This window comes from Streptomyces sp. NPDC086519 (assembly GCF_040686075.1).
GTDB classification, from domain to species: Bacteria; Actinomycetota; Actinomycetes; order Streptomycetales; family Streptomycetaceae; genus Streptomyces; species Streptomyces shenzhenensis.
In genome coordinates this window covers 1-13,799 of the sequence record NZ_JBFBJL010000018.1, presented here as the reverse complement: position 1 = coordinate 13,799, position 13,799 = coordinate 1, and the positions used below count along the sequence as shown (strand labels likewise).

12 protein-coding genes and 1 pseudogene are annotated in these 13,799 nt (G+C 71.1%); 8 read left to right on the top strand and 5 right to left on the bottom strand.

Going from position 1 to position 13,799, the window contains the following annotated elements; all coding sequences use genetic code 11:
- Positions 1-40: 40 nt before the first annotated feature.
- From AB0P24_RS18675 to AB0P24_RS18665, 3 genes are all read left to right on the top strand, one after another.
- Positions 41-964 carry an ABC transporter ATP-binding protein gene (locus AB0P24_RS18675; RefSeq protein ID WP_365795242.1) on the top strand — a complete coding sequence of 308 codons (924 nt, stop codon included), beginning with the start codon at positions 41-43 and terminating at the stop codon, positions 962-964.
- Between the two features lie 88 nt (positions 965-1,052).
- Positions 1,053-1,829: an ABC transporter permease gene (locus AB0P24_RS18670; RefSeq protein ID WP_365795241.1), complete on the top strand. Its 777-nt coding sequence runs from the start codon at positions 1,053-1,055 to the stop codon at positions 1,827-1,829.
- Between the two features lie 91 nt (positions 1,830-1,920).
- Positions 1,921-2,940 (top strand): COX15/CtaA family protein, encoded by a 1,020-nt coding sequence (locus tag AB0P24_RS18665; protein WP_365795240.1) that lies wholly within the window; start codon positions 1,921-1,923, stop codon positions 2,938-2,940.
- Here the strand turns inward: AB0P24_RS18665 and AB0P24_RS18660 are convergent.
- From AB0P24_RS18660 to AB0P24_RS18645, 4 genes are all read right to left on the bottom strand, one after another.
- Positions 2,895-3,638 carry a nucleotidyltransferase gene (locus tag AB0P24_RS18660; protein ID WP_365795239.1) on the bottom strand — a complete coding sequence of 248 codons (744 nt, stop codon included), beginning with the start codon at positions 3,636-3,638 and terminating at the stop codon, positions 2,895-2,897. The genes AB0P24_RS18665 and AB0P24_RS18660 overlap by 46 nt on opposite strands.
- Before the next feature lie 18 nt (positions 3,639-3,656).
- Positions 3,657-4,763, bottom strand: a complete 1,107-nt coding sequence (locus AB0P24_RS18655; RefSeq protein WP_365795238.1) for an amidohydrolase family protein — start codon at positions 4,761-4,763, stop codon at positions 3,657-3,659.
- A 167-nt stretch (positions 4,764-4,930) separates the two neighbouring features.
- On the bottom strand, positions 4,931-5,257 hold the full coding sequence (locus AB0P24_RS18650; protein WP_365795237.1) for a hypothetical protein: 327 nt from the start codon (positions 5,255-5,257) through the stop codon (positions 4,931-4,933).
- A 60-nt stretch (positions 5,258-5,317) separates the two neighbouring features.
- Positions 5,318-6,271, bottom strand: coding sequence for a heme o synthase (locus AB0P24_RS18645; RefSeq protein ID WP_365795236.1), 954 nt, complete (start codon positions 6,269-6,271; stop codon positions 5,318-5,320).
- Positions 6,272-6,648: 377 nt separating this feature from the next.
- Here AB0P24_RS18645 and tkt point away from each other — a divergent pair, with 377 nt between their 5' ends.
- The 5 genes from tkt to pgl are packed head-to-tail and all read left to right on the top strand — an operon-like array spanning position 6,649 to position 13,313.
- The gene (tkt, locus tag AB0P24_RS18640; protein WP_365795234.1) at positions 6,649-8,736 is read left to right on the top strand and encodes a transketolase; all 2,088 of its coding nucleotides are present in this window, start codon (positions 6,649-6,651) and stop codon (positions 8,734-8,736) included.
- Positions 8,737-8,769: 33 nt separating this feature from the next.
- A complete protein-coding gene (gene tal, locus AB0P24_RS18635) occupies positions 8,770-9,888 on the top strand; it encodes a transaldolase (RefSeq protein ID WP_365795232.1) in 1,119 nt (372 codons plus the stop codon).
- Between the two features lie 4 nt (positions 9,889-9,892).
- Entirely contained in the window at positions 9,893-11,431 is a 1,539-nt protein-coding gene (zwf, locus tag AB0P24_RS18630; RefSeq protein WP_365795230.1) for a glucose-6-phosphate dehydrogenase, read from the top strand.
- Positions 11,428-12,534: a glucose-6-phosphate dehydrogenase assembly protein OpcA gene (opcA, locus tag AB0P24_RS18625; protein ID WP_365795228.1), complete on the top strand. Its 1,107-nt coding sequence runs from the start codon at positions 11,428-11,430 to the stop codon at positions 12,532-12,534. Before zwf ends, opcA begins: the two co-directional genes overlap by 4 nt.
- Positions 12,531-13,313, top strand: a complete 783-nt coding sequence (gene pgl / locus AB0P24_RS18620) for a 6-phosphogluconolactonase (RefSeq protein ID WP_365795226.1) — start codon at positions 12,531-12,533, stop codon at positions 13,311-13,313. The genes opcA and pgl overlap by 4 nt, the downstream gene beginning before the upstream one ends.
- Before the next feature lie 60 nt (positions 13,314-13,373).
- Here the strand turns inward: pgl and AB0P24_RS18615 are convergent.
- Positions 13,374-13,799 (bottom strand): annotated as a pseudogene (locus tag AB0P24_RS18615) (glucose-6-phosphate isomerase); the annotation flags it as partial.

The following is a 13,799-nucleotide window of genomic DNA, read 5'->3' as shown; positions in this document are numbered from 1 at the left end:
GCCGTCCGGGTGACGGCCGGCGTCCTTAGACTCTGTCACCATGCGAAGTGAGCCGGTGGTCCAGGTGCGGGACCTGGTGAAGCGGTACGGCACCAAGACCGCTGTGAACGGCCTCGTCCTGACCGCCGAGGCGGGCGTGACGGCCGTACTCGGCCCCAACGGGGCGGGCAAGACGACCACGATCGAGACCTGCGAGGGGTACCGCAAGCCGGATTCCGGCACGGTGCGCGTCCTGGGCCTCGATCCGGTACGGCAATCCGCCGAGCTGCGCCCCAGAGTCGGCGTGATGCTCCAGTCCGGGGGTGTCTACTCGGGTGCCCGCGCCGACGAGATGCTGCGGCACGTGGCGAAGCTGCACGCGCATCCGCTGGACGTGGACGCGCTGATGGAGCGGCTCGGTCTCGGCAGCTGCGGACGGACGTCGTACCGCCGCCTGTCCGGCGGCCAGCAGCAGCGCCTGGCGCTCGCCATGGCCGTGGTCGGGCGCCCGGAACTGGTCTTCCTCGACGAGCCGACGGCGGGCCTCGACCCGCAGGCCCGCCGCGCCACCTGGGACCTGGTCCGGGACCTGCGCACCGACGGTGTCTCGGTCATCCTCACCACCCACTACATGGAAGAGGCCGAGCAGCTCGCCGACGACGTGGCCGTCATCGACGCCGGCCGGGTGATCGCCCAGGGCTCCCCCGAGGAGCTGTGCAAGGGCGGCGCCGAGAACACCCTGCGGTTCAGCGGCCGCCCCGGCCTCGACGTCGGCTCCCTCCTCAAGGCACTGCCGGCCGACTCCACGGCCGCCGAACTGACCCCGGGCTCCTACCGGGTGGTCGGCAAGGTCAATCCGCAACTGCTGGCGACGGTGACCTCGTGGTGCGCCCAGCACGGCGTCATGCCGGACCGCATCTCGGTCGAACGGCACACCCTGGAAGACGTGTTCCTGGAGCTCACTGGTAGGGAGTTGCGCTCATGATTCCGGCTCGCACGGGAACCGGCCGGGGGTCCGGGGGTCGCCCCCCGGGAAGGCACAGCCTGGAGCTCACGGGTAGGGAGTTGCGCTCATGACCACCGCGACCGGCACCGGTGTCCACATCCCCGAGCCGGGTGCCGCCCCGCTCCCCCGCATGATCGCGGCGCAGGCGGCCCTGGAGACGAGGATGCTGCTCCGTAACGGCGAGCAGCTCCTGCTGACGGTGGTGATCCCCACACTCCTCCTCGTGCTCTTCAGCTCGGTGGACATCGTCGACACCGGCAAGGGCAGGCCGGTCGACTTCCTGGCCCCCGGCATCCTCGCCCTCGCGGTCATGTCCACGGCCTTCACCGGGCAGGCCATCGCGACCGGCTTCGAGCGCCGCTACGGCGTCCTGAAGCGCCTCGCCGCCTCCCCGCTGCCCCGTTGGGCCCTGATGACGGCCAAGACCGCGTCGGTCCTGGTCACCGAGTTCCTCCAGGTGATCCTCCTGACGGTGATCGCCTTCGCCCTCGGCTGGTCCCCGCACGGCAACCCCCTCGCCGTCCTGCTCCTCCTGATCCTCGGCACGGCCGCCTTCTCCGGCCTCGGCCTCCTGATGGCGGGCACCCTCAAGGCGGAGGCGACCCTGGCGGGCGCCAACCTGGTGTTCCTGCTGCTGCTCGTGGGCGGCGGGGTCATCGTCCCGCTGGACAAGTTCGGCGGCGCCCAGCACACCCTCGGCCTGCTCCCCATCTCCGCCCTCTCGGGCGGCCTGCGGGACGTACTCCAGCACGGAGCGGCCATGCCGTGGGGCGACCTGGGGATTCTCGCGGTGTGGGCGGTGGTGGCGCTGGGGGCTGCGGGGAAGTTCTTCCGGTGGGAGTGACAGGTCCCGGCGACACGCGCAACCCGCTGGACGGCCCCGTCGGCGGCGCGGACCCCACCCTCGTGAAAGCGTGCACAAGCAGCCCCCTACCATGGTGCCCGTGCCAAAGCTGACCCCCGCCGACCTCGTAGCGGCGCTGCGCAACCCGCTCGCCTTCATCGCCGAACGCTGGACTCCGGATCCCCGGACCGTCCAGCGGGCGGCTCTCGCCGCGCTCGCCATGTCGGTGATCATCGTGGTCACCGGCGGCGCGGTGCGGCTCACCGGCTCCGGCCTCGGCTGTCCGACCTGGCCCGAGTGCACCGACGGCTCGCTGACCCCGACCGACGCGCTGAGCTACCACAGCGCCATCGAGTTCGCGAACCGCATGCTGACCTACGTGCTGTGCGCGGCGGTCGGGTGGGCGATCATCGCCGCCCGGTCGCAGAAGCCCCACCGGCGCAGTCTGACCCGGCTGGGCTGGACGCAGTTCTGGCTCGTGATGGGCAACGCCGTGCTCGGCGGCATCGTGGTGCTCGTGGGTCTGAACCCGTACAGCGTGGCCGCCCACTTCCTGCTGGCGACCGCTCTCATCACGGTCGCCGCCGTGATGTGGCAGCGCACCCGCGAGGGCGACGGGGAGCCGCGCCCGCTGGTCGGCAGGGCCGTGCAGCAGCTGGTGTGGGCTTTGGTGGCCGTGTCGCTGCTGCTCATCACCGCGGGCACGGTGGTGACCGGCGCGGGACCGCACCCGGGCGACTCCGGCGACGTCGAGCGCATCCACGTCAGCTGGTCGGGCGTCGCCGAGCTGCACGCGGTGTTCGCCTGGATCGTGGTGTCGCTGACCTTCGCGCTGTGGTTCTTCCTCAAGGGCGTCGACGCGCCCCAGGGGCCACGGGACCGCGTCCGCGACCTGTTCCTGATCCTGCTCGGTCAGGGCGTGATCGGGTACGTCCAGTACTTCACGCACCTGCCCACGGTCCTGGTCGGCCTGCACATGTTCGGCTCCTGCCTGATGTGGATCGGCGTGCTGCGTGTCCTGCTGTCCCTGCGGGAGCGCGCCGAGGTGACGGCCGACCTGCCCGCTCAGTCGTACGACGCGGTGAGCGCGTCGATCGCCGGGCCCAAGTAGTCGCGGGTCAGCCGGGCCCGGCGCGCCGTCCACTCCTCGGTGGGCGGGGCGGGGTGATCGTCGTAGCGGCGGCTTCGGATGTCGTCGACGACCTCGGCGGGGGCGCCGAGACCGGGCAGCAGGTCCAGCGCCTCGCGTTTGGTGATCAGGCGGCCCGCCCGGGCGGTGACGGTGGCCCGGGCGAAGGTGATCAGCCCCAGGTCGACCCAGACGTCCCGCGTCCACAGTGCGGCCTTGTCGACGGCGGGTCGCCAGTAGTCCCGCTGGTCGCGGACGACGAAGTCACCGAGTTCCCGGTCCGTCACGGGTGGCAGCAGTCCGGCGGGGGCGCGGCCGTGCAGCACCCGTCCGAAGGCGTGCAGCTCACGCCGGGTCACCGGGGTGACCGGCCGTCTGAACAGCTGCTGGTGCGCCCAGGTCGGGTGGCGGCGGGCGGGGTCGGCCGCGGTCGACGGGGTCAGATAGGTGCAGTGCAGGACGGCGGCGAGCGGCAGCGCGCGCAGCCGGGCGTGCACCACGGCGATCCGCCATACGACGGCGGGGGTCACCGGGCCCGGCAGGACCGCGATCAGGTCCAGGTCGCTGCGGCCTTCCCGGTAGTCCTCGCCCCCGGCGAGCGAGCCGTGCGCCCAGACGGCGACGGGGTCCAGTGCCGCCAGCTCACGGACGAAGCGGGCCAGTAACGTCTCGGTGTCCATGCGCCCAGTCTGTTCAGGTCAGTCCAGTCCGTACACCCGTGTCGCGTTCCCCGCCGCGATCAGCTTGGCCACGCGCTGCGCGTCGCCCAGGGACCAGGCGCCCTCGGCGACCCAGGCGCCGAGGACCCGGGCGAGGGACTCGCGGAAGAGGCGGGCGCCGACCACGTGCAGCTCGGGGAGGCCATGGGCGCCGCTGGAGAAGAGGATCTTGCCGAAGGGGGCCAGCTCCAGGATCTCGGCGAGGACCGTGGCGGCACGGGCGCCGGTGCGCACCAGGGCCGCGCCCGAGTCGGCGTACACGTGCGGGAAGACGCCGGCGAGGTGGGCGGCGTGGCGGTGGTAGGGGTAGCCGTGGAGGAGGACCAGGTCGGTGCCGAGGCCCGCGGTGGCGCGGACGAAGTCGGTGAGCAGGACCGGGTCGGTGCGGTCGATCCGGGCGCCGGGCTCGCCGAGGCCCGCGTGCAGCTGGAGGGGGAGGCCGGAGGCCACGGCGATCCAGAGCAGGTGCCGGAGCAGGACCGGATCGGTCAGCTCGCCGCCGACGCCGCGGGCCGCCAGCCAGCGGCCGGCCGCGCCTCTCACCTCACCGGGGCCGGGAGGCTCGGGGGCCAGGGCGAGGCCGTGGCGGAGACCGGCGACGGAGGTGAAGGCGACCGCGTTCGCCGCCGCGCCGTGCACCGACTCGGCGAGGTTGGCGAGGAAGGACTCGACGGTGCCTGAGGTGTCGGCAACTTGCTCGGCGAGGAGTTCCAGGCGGACGATCTCGCGGGCCTCGGCGGCGCCGGTCGAGGCGACCTCGGCGGGGCCGGTGAGGTCGCCGGGCAGGCCGGTGTCGACGAGGTAGGTGGTGATGCCGCTGCCGCGCAGGAGACGGCGGCCGGTCTCCAGGACGCCGAGTTCACGGCGCCGGGCCAGGTAGCGGGCCGGCGCGCAGTGGGGCTCCAGGCCGAGGAGCGGGGGGCACCAGCGCCGTACCGCGAAACCGGTCTGGGTGTCGAAGAGGGTGGTGCCGGGGGCCGGGGGGCCTTCGGTACGGGCGAGCTGGGCCTCGAAGGTGCCGAGGCCGAGCTCCGTACGGAGTACGCCGTGGCAGTACTGGTCCACCAAGGACGGCGTGTCGATCATCCGGGCTCCCCGTGGACGACGGTTGCTTGACCGTCTTAACGGGTGAACCGGGACTGAGGTCGCGGTGTGCGGTCGTTCTTCGGCCGCCGGGCCGGTGGGGTCGATCGCGCCCACGCGGCGGAGCCGCCTCTCGGATACCGCCCCGCGCCCCGTCGGGGGCGCGTCGCTCAGCCGCCCACCTGGATGCCCGCCATCCGCTTCCACTCGTACGGGCCCGTCCGTACCTTCGCCGCGAACTCGCCGTCGAAGGACTCGTGGACCGTGATGCCGGACTTGGCGACCGCCTGCTCGGCGATCCCGTACGTCGGGGCCACCAGGTCGCCCCAGCCGCCGTCGGCGCCGACGAGGACGATGCGGGCGCCGCGTTCGCCGATGTAGGCCACCTGCCCCTCGGCACCGCCGTGGGCCTTGGCGAAGGCGCCGATCTGCTTGGCGAGGCGCGCCGCCCTGCGCTCGGCCTTCTGGTCCACCTCAACCTGCTGCGTGTCTGCCATGGACAGGATGCTACTCACGGGTAGATCGACTGGCGAGGGCAGGGCGGTGTGACCTGGGCGTCAGCGCAGGAAGGGGTCGACCGCCACCGCCACGAACAGCAGCGACACGTACGTGATGGACCAGTGGAACAGCCGCATCTCCTTGAGCTTCCCGCCCGTCACCTCCGCCTTCGCGCGGTGCTGGAGCGCGTGCGCCTCCCACAGCCACCAGCCGCCCGCCGCGAGAGCGACCAGGGTGTAGAACCAGCCGGTGTAGCCGAGGGGGGTGAGGAGGAGGGAGACCGCGACCATCACCCAGCTGTAGATGACGATCTGCCTGGCGACCACCTTGTTGGAGGCGATGACCGGCAGCATCGGCACGCCCACGCGCGCGTAGTCGTCCTTCACCTTCATGGAGAGCGGCCAGTAGTGCGGCGGCGTCCAGAAGAAGATCACCAGAAAGAGGACGAGCGGTGCCCAGGAGAGCGAGTCGGTGACGGCCGACCAGCCGATCAGCACCGGCATGCAGCCGGCGATGCCGCCCCACACGATGTTCTGCGAGGTACGCCGCTTGAGGAGCATCGTGTAGACGACGACGTAGAAGAGCAGCGCTCCGAGTGACAGCCAGGCGCTCAGCCAGTTGACGGTGAACCCGAACAGCAGCGTGGAGACGACCGCGAGGGTGACACCGAAGGCGAGGCACTCGCGCGGGCTGACCATGCCGGTCACCAGCGGCCGCTGCGAGGTGCGGTCCATCAGCGCGTCGATGTCCCGGTCGATGTACATGTTCAGCGCGTTGGCGCCGCCGGCCGAGAGATAGCCGCCGACACAGGTGAGCAGCACCAGCGTCAGGTCGGGCACGCCCTGCTGCGCCAGGAACATCACCGGGACCGTGGTGATGAGCAGCAGCTCGATGATCCGCGGCTTGGTCAGTGCCACGAAAGCTTGGACACGGGCCCCGAACGGCCGGTGGCTCGGGCTCTCGCTCGCACCGAGTACCCCCGCTGGACGGGATTCGACGGCCGTCACGCACACCCCTGACAGAGACTCCCAGCGAGCTCCGCCGTGTGAACTCACGGTAAAGGCTCGCGCGTACCACGCCACTTTAGACGTTGCCCATACCCCGACCTTCGCGGGGGTGGGGTCGTGTTGGGGGGCGTCTCGGAAGAGGGGGACGGGGTTCGGTTGAGCAGTCAGATGAGCGGTTCCGTATTCATGTGCCGAATGCCTTCTCGGCCAGTCGGGAGGCGGATGCCCGAGAGTCCCGGCAGTCTGGAAACACTCGAAAAAACGCACGTCTTTACGGGGGTAGGCTCGACAACGGCCGGTGGGCACCCAGTGCACCGGCAGCCGGTGTGGGCGTGTGCCCGTGGACCGGTAACCGAACATGTGGAGAGGAGCCCTGACCCAGGGTGAGCACCAAGCCGACCACCACAGACCTCGACTGGACCGAGTTGGACCAGCGGGCCGTCGACACCGCCCGCGTCCTGGCCGCCGACGCCGTACAGAAGGTCGGCAACGGCCATCCGGGTACGGCGATGAGCCTGGCGCCGGCCGCGTACACCCTCTTCCAGAAGGTGATGCGGCACGACCCGTCCGACCCCGACTGGGTGGGCCGCGACCGCTTCGTGCTGTCCGCCGGTCACTCGTCGCTGACCCTCTACACGCAGCTCTACCTGGCCGGTTTCGGTCTGGAGCTGGAAGACCTCGAAGCCTTCCGCACCTGGGGCTCGAAGACCCCCGGTCACCCGGAGTACGGCCACACCAAGGGCGTGGAGACCACCACCGGTCCGCTGGGCCAGGGTGTCGCCAACGCGGTGGGCATGGCCATGGCCGCCCGCTACGAGCGCGGTCTGTTCGACCCGGACGCGCCGCAGGGCGAGTCGCCGTTCGACCACTACGTCTACTGCATCGCCGGTGACGGCTGCCTCCAGGAGGGCATCTCCGCCGAGGCGTCCTCGATGGCCGGCCACCAGAAGCTCGGCAACCTCATCCTGCTGTGGGACGACAACCACATCTCGATCGAGGGCGACACCGAGACGGCCGTCTCCGAGGACACCGTCAAGCGGTACGAGGCGTACGGCTGGCACGTCCAGCGGATCGCCCCGAAGCCGGACGGCGACCTGGACCCGCACGCCGTCTACAACGCGATCGAGGCCGCGAAGAAGGTGACGGACAAGCCGTCCTTCATCGCGATGCGCTCGATCATCGCCTGGCCCGCCCCGAACGCGCAGAACACCGAGGCCGCGCACGGCTCGGCGCTGGGCACGGACGAGGTCGCGGCCACCAAGCGCGTCCTCGGCTTCGACCCGGAGAAGAGCTTCGACGTCGCCGAGGAGGTCATCGCCCACACCCGCCGGGCCGGTGAGCGCGGTGCGGCGGCGAAGGCCGAGTGGGAGAAGTCGTTCCAGCTGTGGCGGGACAACAACGCCGAGCGGGCCGCCGAATTCGACCGGATCGCCGCGGGTGAGCTGCCCAAGGGCTGGGAGGAGAAGGTCCCGGTCTTCGAGCCCGGCAAGGGCGTCGCGACCCGCGCGGCCTCCGGCAAGGTGCTCCAGGCCCTCGGCGCGGTCATCCCCGAGCTGTGGGGCGGATCCGCCGACCTGGCGGGGTCGAACAACACGACCATCGACAAGGACAGCTCCTTCCTGCCGGCGGACAACCCGCTGCCGGGCGCGGACCCCTACGGCCGCACCATCCACTTCGGTATCCGCGAGCACTCCATGGCCGCGGAGATGAACGGCATCACCCTGCACGGCAACACCCGTGTCTACGGCGGTACGTTCCTCGTCTTCTCCGACTACATGCGCAACTCCGTGCGGCTGTCGGCGCTGATGCACCTGCCGGTGACGTACGTGTGGACCCACGACTCCATCGGTCTGGGTGAGGACGGCCCCACCCACCAGCCGGTCGAGCACCTCGCCTCGCTGCGCGCCATCCCGGGCCTGAACGTGGTCCGCCCGGCCGACGCCAACGAGACCGCGATCGCCTGGCGCGAGATCCTCAGGCGCTACACGAAGGTCTTCGGCAAGGGCGCCCCGCACGGCCTGGCGCTGACCCGTCAGGGCGTGCCGGTGTACGAGCCCAACGAGGACGCGGTCAAGGGCGGATACGTCCTCTTCGAGGCGTCGGACCAGGACCCCGAGGTCATCCTCATCGCGACCGGTTCCGAGGTGCACGTGGCCGTCGAGGCGCGCGAGCGGCTGGAGGCCGACGGCGTGCCCACGCGGGTCGTGTCCATGCCGTGCGTGGAGTGGTTCGAGGAGCAGGACCAGGGGTACCGGGACAGCGTCCTGCCGCCGTCCGTCCGGGCGCGGGTGTCGGTCGAGGCGGGCATCGGCCTCACCTGGCACAAGTACGTCGGGGACGCCGGCCGCATCGTTTCCCTGGAGCACTTCGGTGCTTCCGCCGACGGCAAGGTGCTCTTCCAGGAGTTCGGCTTCACTGCCGAGAACGTGGCCGCCAAGGCCAGGGAATCCCTCGCCGCCGCCCAGCGCTGACGCTCATATACGACACGTAGGAGATGTAATTCCATGACAGACGCACTCAAGCGCCTCTCCGAGGAAGGCGTCGCGATCTGGCTGGACGACCTGTCGCGCAAGCGGATCACGTCCGGCAACCTCGCCGAGCTGATCGACCAGCAGCACGTCGTGGGCGTCACCACCAACCCGACGATCTTCCAGAAGGCGATCTCCTCCGGTGACGGCTACGAGCAGCAGGTCTCGGACCTGGCCGCCCGCAAGGTCACCGTCGAAGAGGCCATCCGCATGATCACCACGGCGGACGTCCGCGACGCCGCCGACATCCTGCGCCCGGTGTTCGACGCGACCGACGGCCAGGACGGCCGGGTGTCGATCGAGGTCGACCCGCGCCTCGCGCACAACACCAAGGCGACGGTCGCCGAGGCCAAGCAGCTGGCCTGGCTGGTGGACCGCCCCAACACGCTCATCAAGATCCCGGCCACCGAGGCGGGTCTGCCGGCGATCGCCGAGGTCATCGGCCTCGGCATCAGCGTCAACGTCACGCTGATCTTCTCGCTGGAGCGGTACGGCAAGGTCATGGACGCCTACCTGACCGGCCTGGAGAAGGCCAAGGAGCGCGGCCTGGACCTGTCGCTCATCCGTTCGGTGGCGTCGTTCTTCGTGTCCCGCGTGGACACCGAGATCGACCGGCGCCTGAACGAGCTGGGCACCGACGAGGCCAAGGCGCTGCGCGGCAGGTCCGCCGTCGCCAACGCCCGGCTCGCCTACCAGGCGTACGAAAAGGTCTTCTCCTCCGACCGCTGGCAGGCTCTGGAGAGCGCGGGCGCCCGCAAGCAGCGTCCGCTGTGGGCCTCCACCGGCGTGAAGGACCCGGCGTACAAGGACACCCTGTACGTCGTCGACCTGGTGGCGCCGAACACGGTGAACACCATGCCGGAGGCCACCCTCCTCGCGGTCGAGGACCACGGTGACATCACCGGCGACGCCGTGACCGGCACGTACGAGCAGGCCCGCGCCGACCTCGACGCCGTCGAGGCGCTCGGGATCTCGTACGACGACGTGGTCCGGGTACTGGAGGACGAGGGCGTCGAGAAGTTCGAGGCGTCCTGGAACGACCTGCTCAAGTCGACCCAGGCGGAGCTGGAGCGCCTGGCCCCCTCGGAGGGCTGATCACTTGTCACCCCTTTCCGGTTCCGGAGCGAACCCGCTTCGTGACCCCGCAGACCGACGGCTCCCGCGCATCGCGGGGCCGTCGGGCCTGGTCATCTTCGGCGTCACGGGCGACCTCTCCCGTAAGAAGCTCATGCCCGCCGTCTACGACCTCGCCAACCGGGGTCTGCTGCCGCCGGGCTTCTCCCTGGTCGGCTTCGCCCGCCGCGAGTGGGCCCACGAGGACTTCGCCGCCGAGGTCCACGACGCCGTCAAGGAACACGCCCGCACGCCGTTCCGCGAGGAGGTCTGGCAGCAGCTCCTCCAGGGGATGCGCTTCGTCCAGGGCACCTTCGACGACGACGACGCGTTCGAGCGGCTGCGCTCCACCATCGACGAACTGGACAAGGCGCAGGGCACGGGCGGCAACTTCGCCTTCTACCTCTCCGTGCCGCCGCGCTCCTTCCCGGTGGTCATCCAGCAGCTCAAGAAGCACGGGCTGGCCGACCAGTCCGGCGGCTCCTGGCGGCGCGCGGTCATCGAGAAGCCCTTCGGTCACGACCTGAAGTCGGCCGAGGAGCTCAACAAGGTCGTCCACGAGGTGTTCGAACCGGACCAGGTGTTCCGGATCGACCACTACCTCGGCAAGGAGACCGTCCAGAACATCCTGGCGCTGCGCTTCGCCAACACCATGTACGAGCCGATCTGGAACCGGTCCTTCGTCGACCACGTGCAGATCACCATGGCCGAGGACATCGGCATCGGCGGCCGCGCCGGCTACTACGACGGCATCGGCTCGGCCCGGGACGTCATCCAGAACCACCTGCTCCAGCTGATGGCCCTGACCGCCATGGAGGAGCCGGCCTCCTTCGACGCGGACGCGCTCGCGGCGGAGAAGGAGAAGGTGCTCGGCGCGGTACGGCTGCCGAAGGACCTGGGCAAGTCGACCGTGCGCGGCCAGTACGCGGCCGGCTGGCAGGGCGGCGAGAAGGTCATCGGCTACCTCGAAGAGGACGGCATCGACACCAAGTCGAAGACCGACACCTACGCCGCCGTGAAGCTGGGGATCGACAACCGCCGCTGGGCGGGCGTCCCCTTCTACCTGCGCACCGGCAAGCGGCTCGGCCGCCGCGTCACCGAGATCGCGGTGGTCTTCCAGCGGGCCCCGCACTCCCCCTTCGACACGACGGCCACCGAGGAACTCGGGCAGAACGCGATCGTCATCCGCGTCCAGCCCGACGAGGGCGTCACCGTCCGCTTCGGTTCCAAGGTGCCGGGCACCTCGATGGAGATCCGGGACGTGTCGATGGACTTCGCCTACGGCGAGTCGTTCACCGAGTCCTCGCCGGAGGCGTACGAGCGGCTCATCCTGGACGTGCTGCTCGGCGACGCCAACCTCTTCCCGCGCACGGAGGAGGTCGAGCTGTCCTGGAAGATCCTCGACCCGATCGAGGAGTACTGGGACAAGCACGGCAGGCCCGCGCAGTACAAGTCCGGCACCTGGGGTCCGGCCGAGGCCGACGAGATGCTGGCACGAGACGGACGGAGCTGGCGCCGGCCATGAAGATAGACCTCACGGACACCACGGCCGCCAAGGTCAACAAGGCGCTGGTGCAGGGCCGCCGGGCCATCGGCACTCCCGCCGTGGGCATGGTGCTCACCCTCGTCGTCGTCACCGACGAGGAGAACGCCTACGACGCCCTCAAGGCCGCCGGCGACGCCTCGCACGAGCACCCCTCGCGCACCCTGGTCGTCATCAAGCGCGTCTCCCGCTCCCCGCGCGACCGTACGGCGTCCCGCCTCGACGCCGAGGTCCGGGTGGGCGCGGACGCGGGCACCGGCGAGACGGTGGTGCTGCGGCTGTACGGCGAGGTCGCCGACCACGCCGACTCGGTCGTGCTGCCGCTGCTGCTGCCGGACGCCCCGGTGGTCGTCTGGTGGCCGGTGAACGCCCCGCTCGACCCGGCGAAGGACCCCCTCGGGGCCCTCGCCCAGCGCCGGGTCACCGACACCTACTCCTCCGAGCAGCCGGTACGGGAGCTGTCCGCCCGCGCGAACGCCTACACCCCCGGCGACACGGACCTGTCCTGGACCCGGATCACGCCCTGGCGCTCGATGCTGGCGGCGGCCCTGGACCAGGTGGCCTGCGAGGTCAAGGCCGTCGAGGTGGAGGGCGAGGAGTTCAACCCGAGCTGCGAGCTGCTGGCGATGTGGCTCGCGGACCGGCTGGACGTCCCCGTCAGACGCTCCCTGTCGGCCGGCCCCGGTCTGACCGCGGTGCGGCTCGCCACCAGCGCGGGCGCGATCGCGCTGGGCCGGGCGGACGGCTCGCTGGCCACCCTGTCCATCGACGGCCAGCCGGACCGCGCGGTGGCACTGAAGCGGCGCGACACGGCCGAGCTGATCGCGGAGGAGCTGCGCCGGCTCGACCCGGACGACACCTACGCGTCGGCCCTGCGCTTCGGCGTGGACCGCCTGAACGCGTCGTCGGCACCGGCCCCGGCCCCGGCTCCCCTTCAGGCCCCGGCCGCCGCCACGGCGGACCCGGCGCCCAAAGGAGAACCGGTCACCCACGCGGCAGCCCCCGAAGCCGCTGCCGAGGCTCCCACGACAGAAGCGGCGTCGCAGGAACGGGCGCCGCTGAAGAAGAGGGCGAAGACGACATGAGCACCCCCCAGCTGGTCGTGCACCACGACAAGGAGCTGATGGCGCAGGCCGCCGCGGCCCGCCTGATCACGAAGATCGTGGACGCCCAGGCCTCCCGGGGCGAGGCGTCCGTGGTCCTCACGGGCGGCCGCAACGGCAACGGCCTGCTGGCGGCCCTGGCGGCGGCCCCGGCCCGGGACGCCATCGACTGGAGCCGGCTCGACCTGTGGTGGGGCGACGAACGCTTCCTGCCCGAGGGCGACCCGGAGCGCAACGTCACCCAGGCTCGCGACGCCCTGCTCGACCAGGTTCCGGTGGACCCGAAGCGCGTGCACGCCATGCCCGCCTCGGACGGCCCCTGGGGTACGGACGTGGACGCGGCGGCCGAGGCCTACGCGGCGGAACTGGCCCGCGCGGCCGGCCCCGAGAACCACGGTTCGGTGCCCACCTTCGACGTCCTGATGCTGGGCGTCGGCCCGGACACCCACGTGGCCTCGCTCTTCCCGGAGCTTCCCGCGGTCCGCGAGACGGAACGCACGGTGGTCGGCGTCCACGGCGCGCCCAAGCCCCCGCCGACCCGCGTCTCCCTCACCCTCCCCGCCATCCGCTCGGCCCGCGAGGTCTGGCTCCTGGCGGCGGGCGAGGACAAGGCCGAGGCCGTCGCCATCGCCCTCTCGGGCGCGGGCGAGATCCAGGCCCCGGCAGCGGGCGCCCAGGGCCGCCAACGCACCCTGTGGCTCCTGGACGCGACGGCGGCCTCCCAACTGCCCCGGTCGCTGTATCCGCCGGCTTCGGCCTGACGAAGTGCTGAAAACAACCCGTACGGCCTCGGCGGCCGTACGGGTTCTTTCATGACCGGCCTAACGACCGCGCAGCTCCCGGTACTTGGCCACCAGGGCCGCCGTCGACGCATCCAGGCCGGGTACCGAGCCCGCCGCGGCAGCGGCTGATGTACGGGGCTCGGTCAGCGCGGGCTCGATGCGCTTGGCGAGCACCTTGCCCAGTTCCACGCCCCACTGGTCGAAGGAGTCGATGTTCCAGACGGCGCCCTGGGTGAAGACCTTGTGCTCGTAGAGGGCGACGAGCTGGCCGAGGACCGACGGGGTGAGTTCCTTCGCGAGGATGGTTGTCGTGGGGTGGTTGCCCCGGAAGGTGCGATGCGCCACCTGCTCCTCGGCCACGCCCTCGGCACGGACCTCGTCGGCGGTCTTGCCGAAGGCCAGCGCCTGGGTCTGGGCGAAGAAGTTCGCCATCAGCAGGTCGTGCTGCGCCCTGAGTTCGCCGCT

Bases quoted from the DNA above. Each gene is read 5' to 3' on its own strand.
- AB0P24_RS18675 (WP_365795242.1), top strand. From the start codon at position 41: ATGCGAAGTGAGCCGGTGGTCCAGGTGCGGGACCTGGTGAAGCGGTAC.
- AB0P24_RS18670 (WP_365795241.1), top strand. From the start codon at position 1,053: ATGACCACCGCGACCGGCACCGGTGTCCACATCCCCGAGCCGGGTGCC.
- AB0P24_RS18665 (WP_365795240.1), top strand. From the start codon at position 1,921: ATGGTGCCCGTGCCAAAGCTGACCCCCGCCGACCTCGTAGCGGCGCTG.
- AB0P24_RS18660 (WP_365795239.1), bottom strand. From the start codon at position 3,638: ATGGACACCGAGACGTTACTGGCCCGCTTCGTCCGTGAGCTGGCGGCA.
- AB0P24_RS18655 (WP_365795238.1), bottom strand. From the start codon at position 4,763: ATGATCGACACGCCGTCCTTGGTGGACCAGTACTGCCACGGCGTACTC.
- AB0P24_RS18650 (WP_365795237.1), bottom strand. From the start codon at position 5,257: ATGGCAGACACGCAGCAGGTTGAGGTGGACCAGAAGGCCGAGCGCAGG.
- tal (WP_365795232.1), top strand. From the start codon at position 8,770: ATGACAGACGCACTCAAGCGCCTCTCCGAGGAAGGCGTCGCGATCTGG.
- opcA (WP_365795228.1), top strand. From the start codon at position 11,428: ATGAAGATAGACCTCACGGACACCACGGCCGCCAAGGTCAACAAGGCG.
- pgl (WP_365795226.1), top strand. From the start codon at position 12,531: ATGAGCACCCCCCAGCTGGTCGTGCACCACGACAAGGAGCTGATGGCG.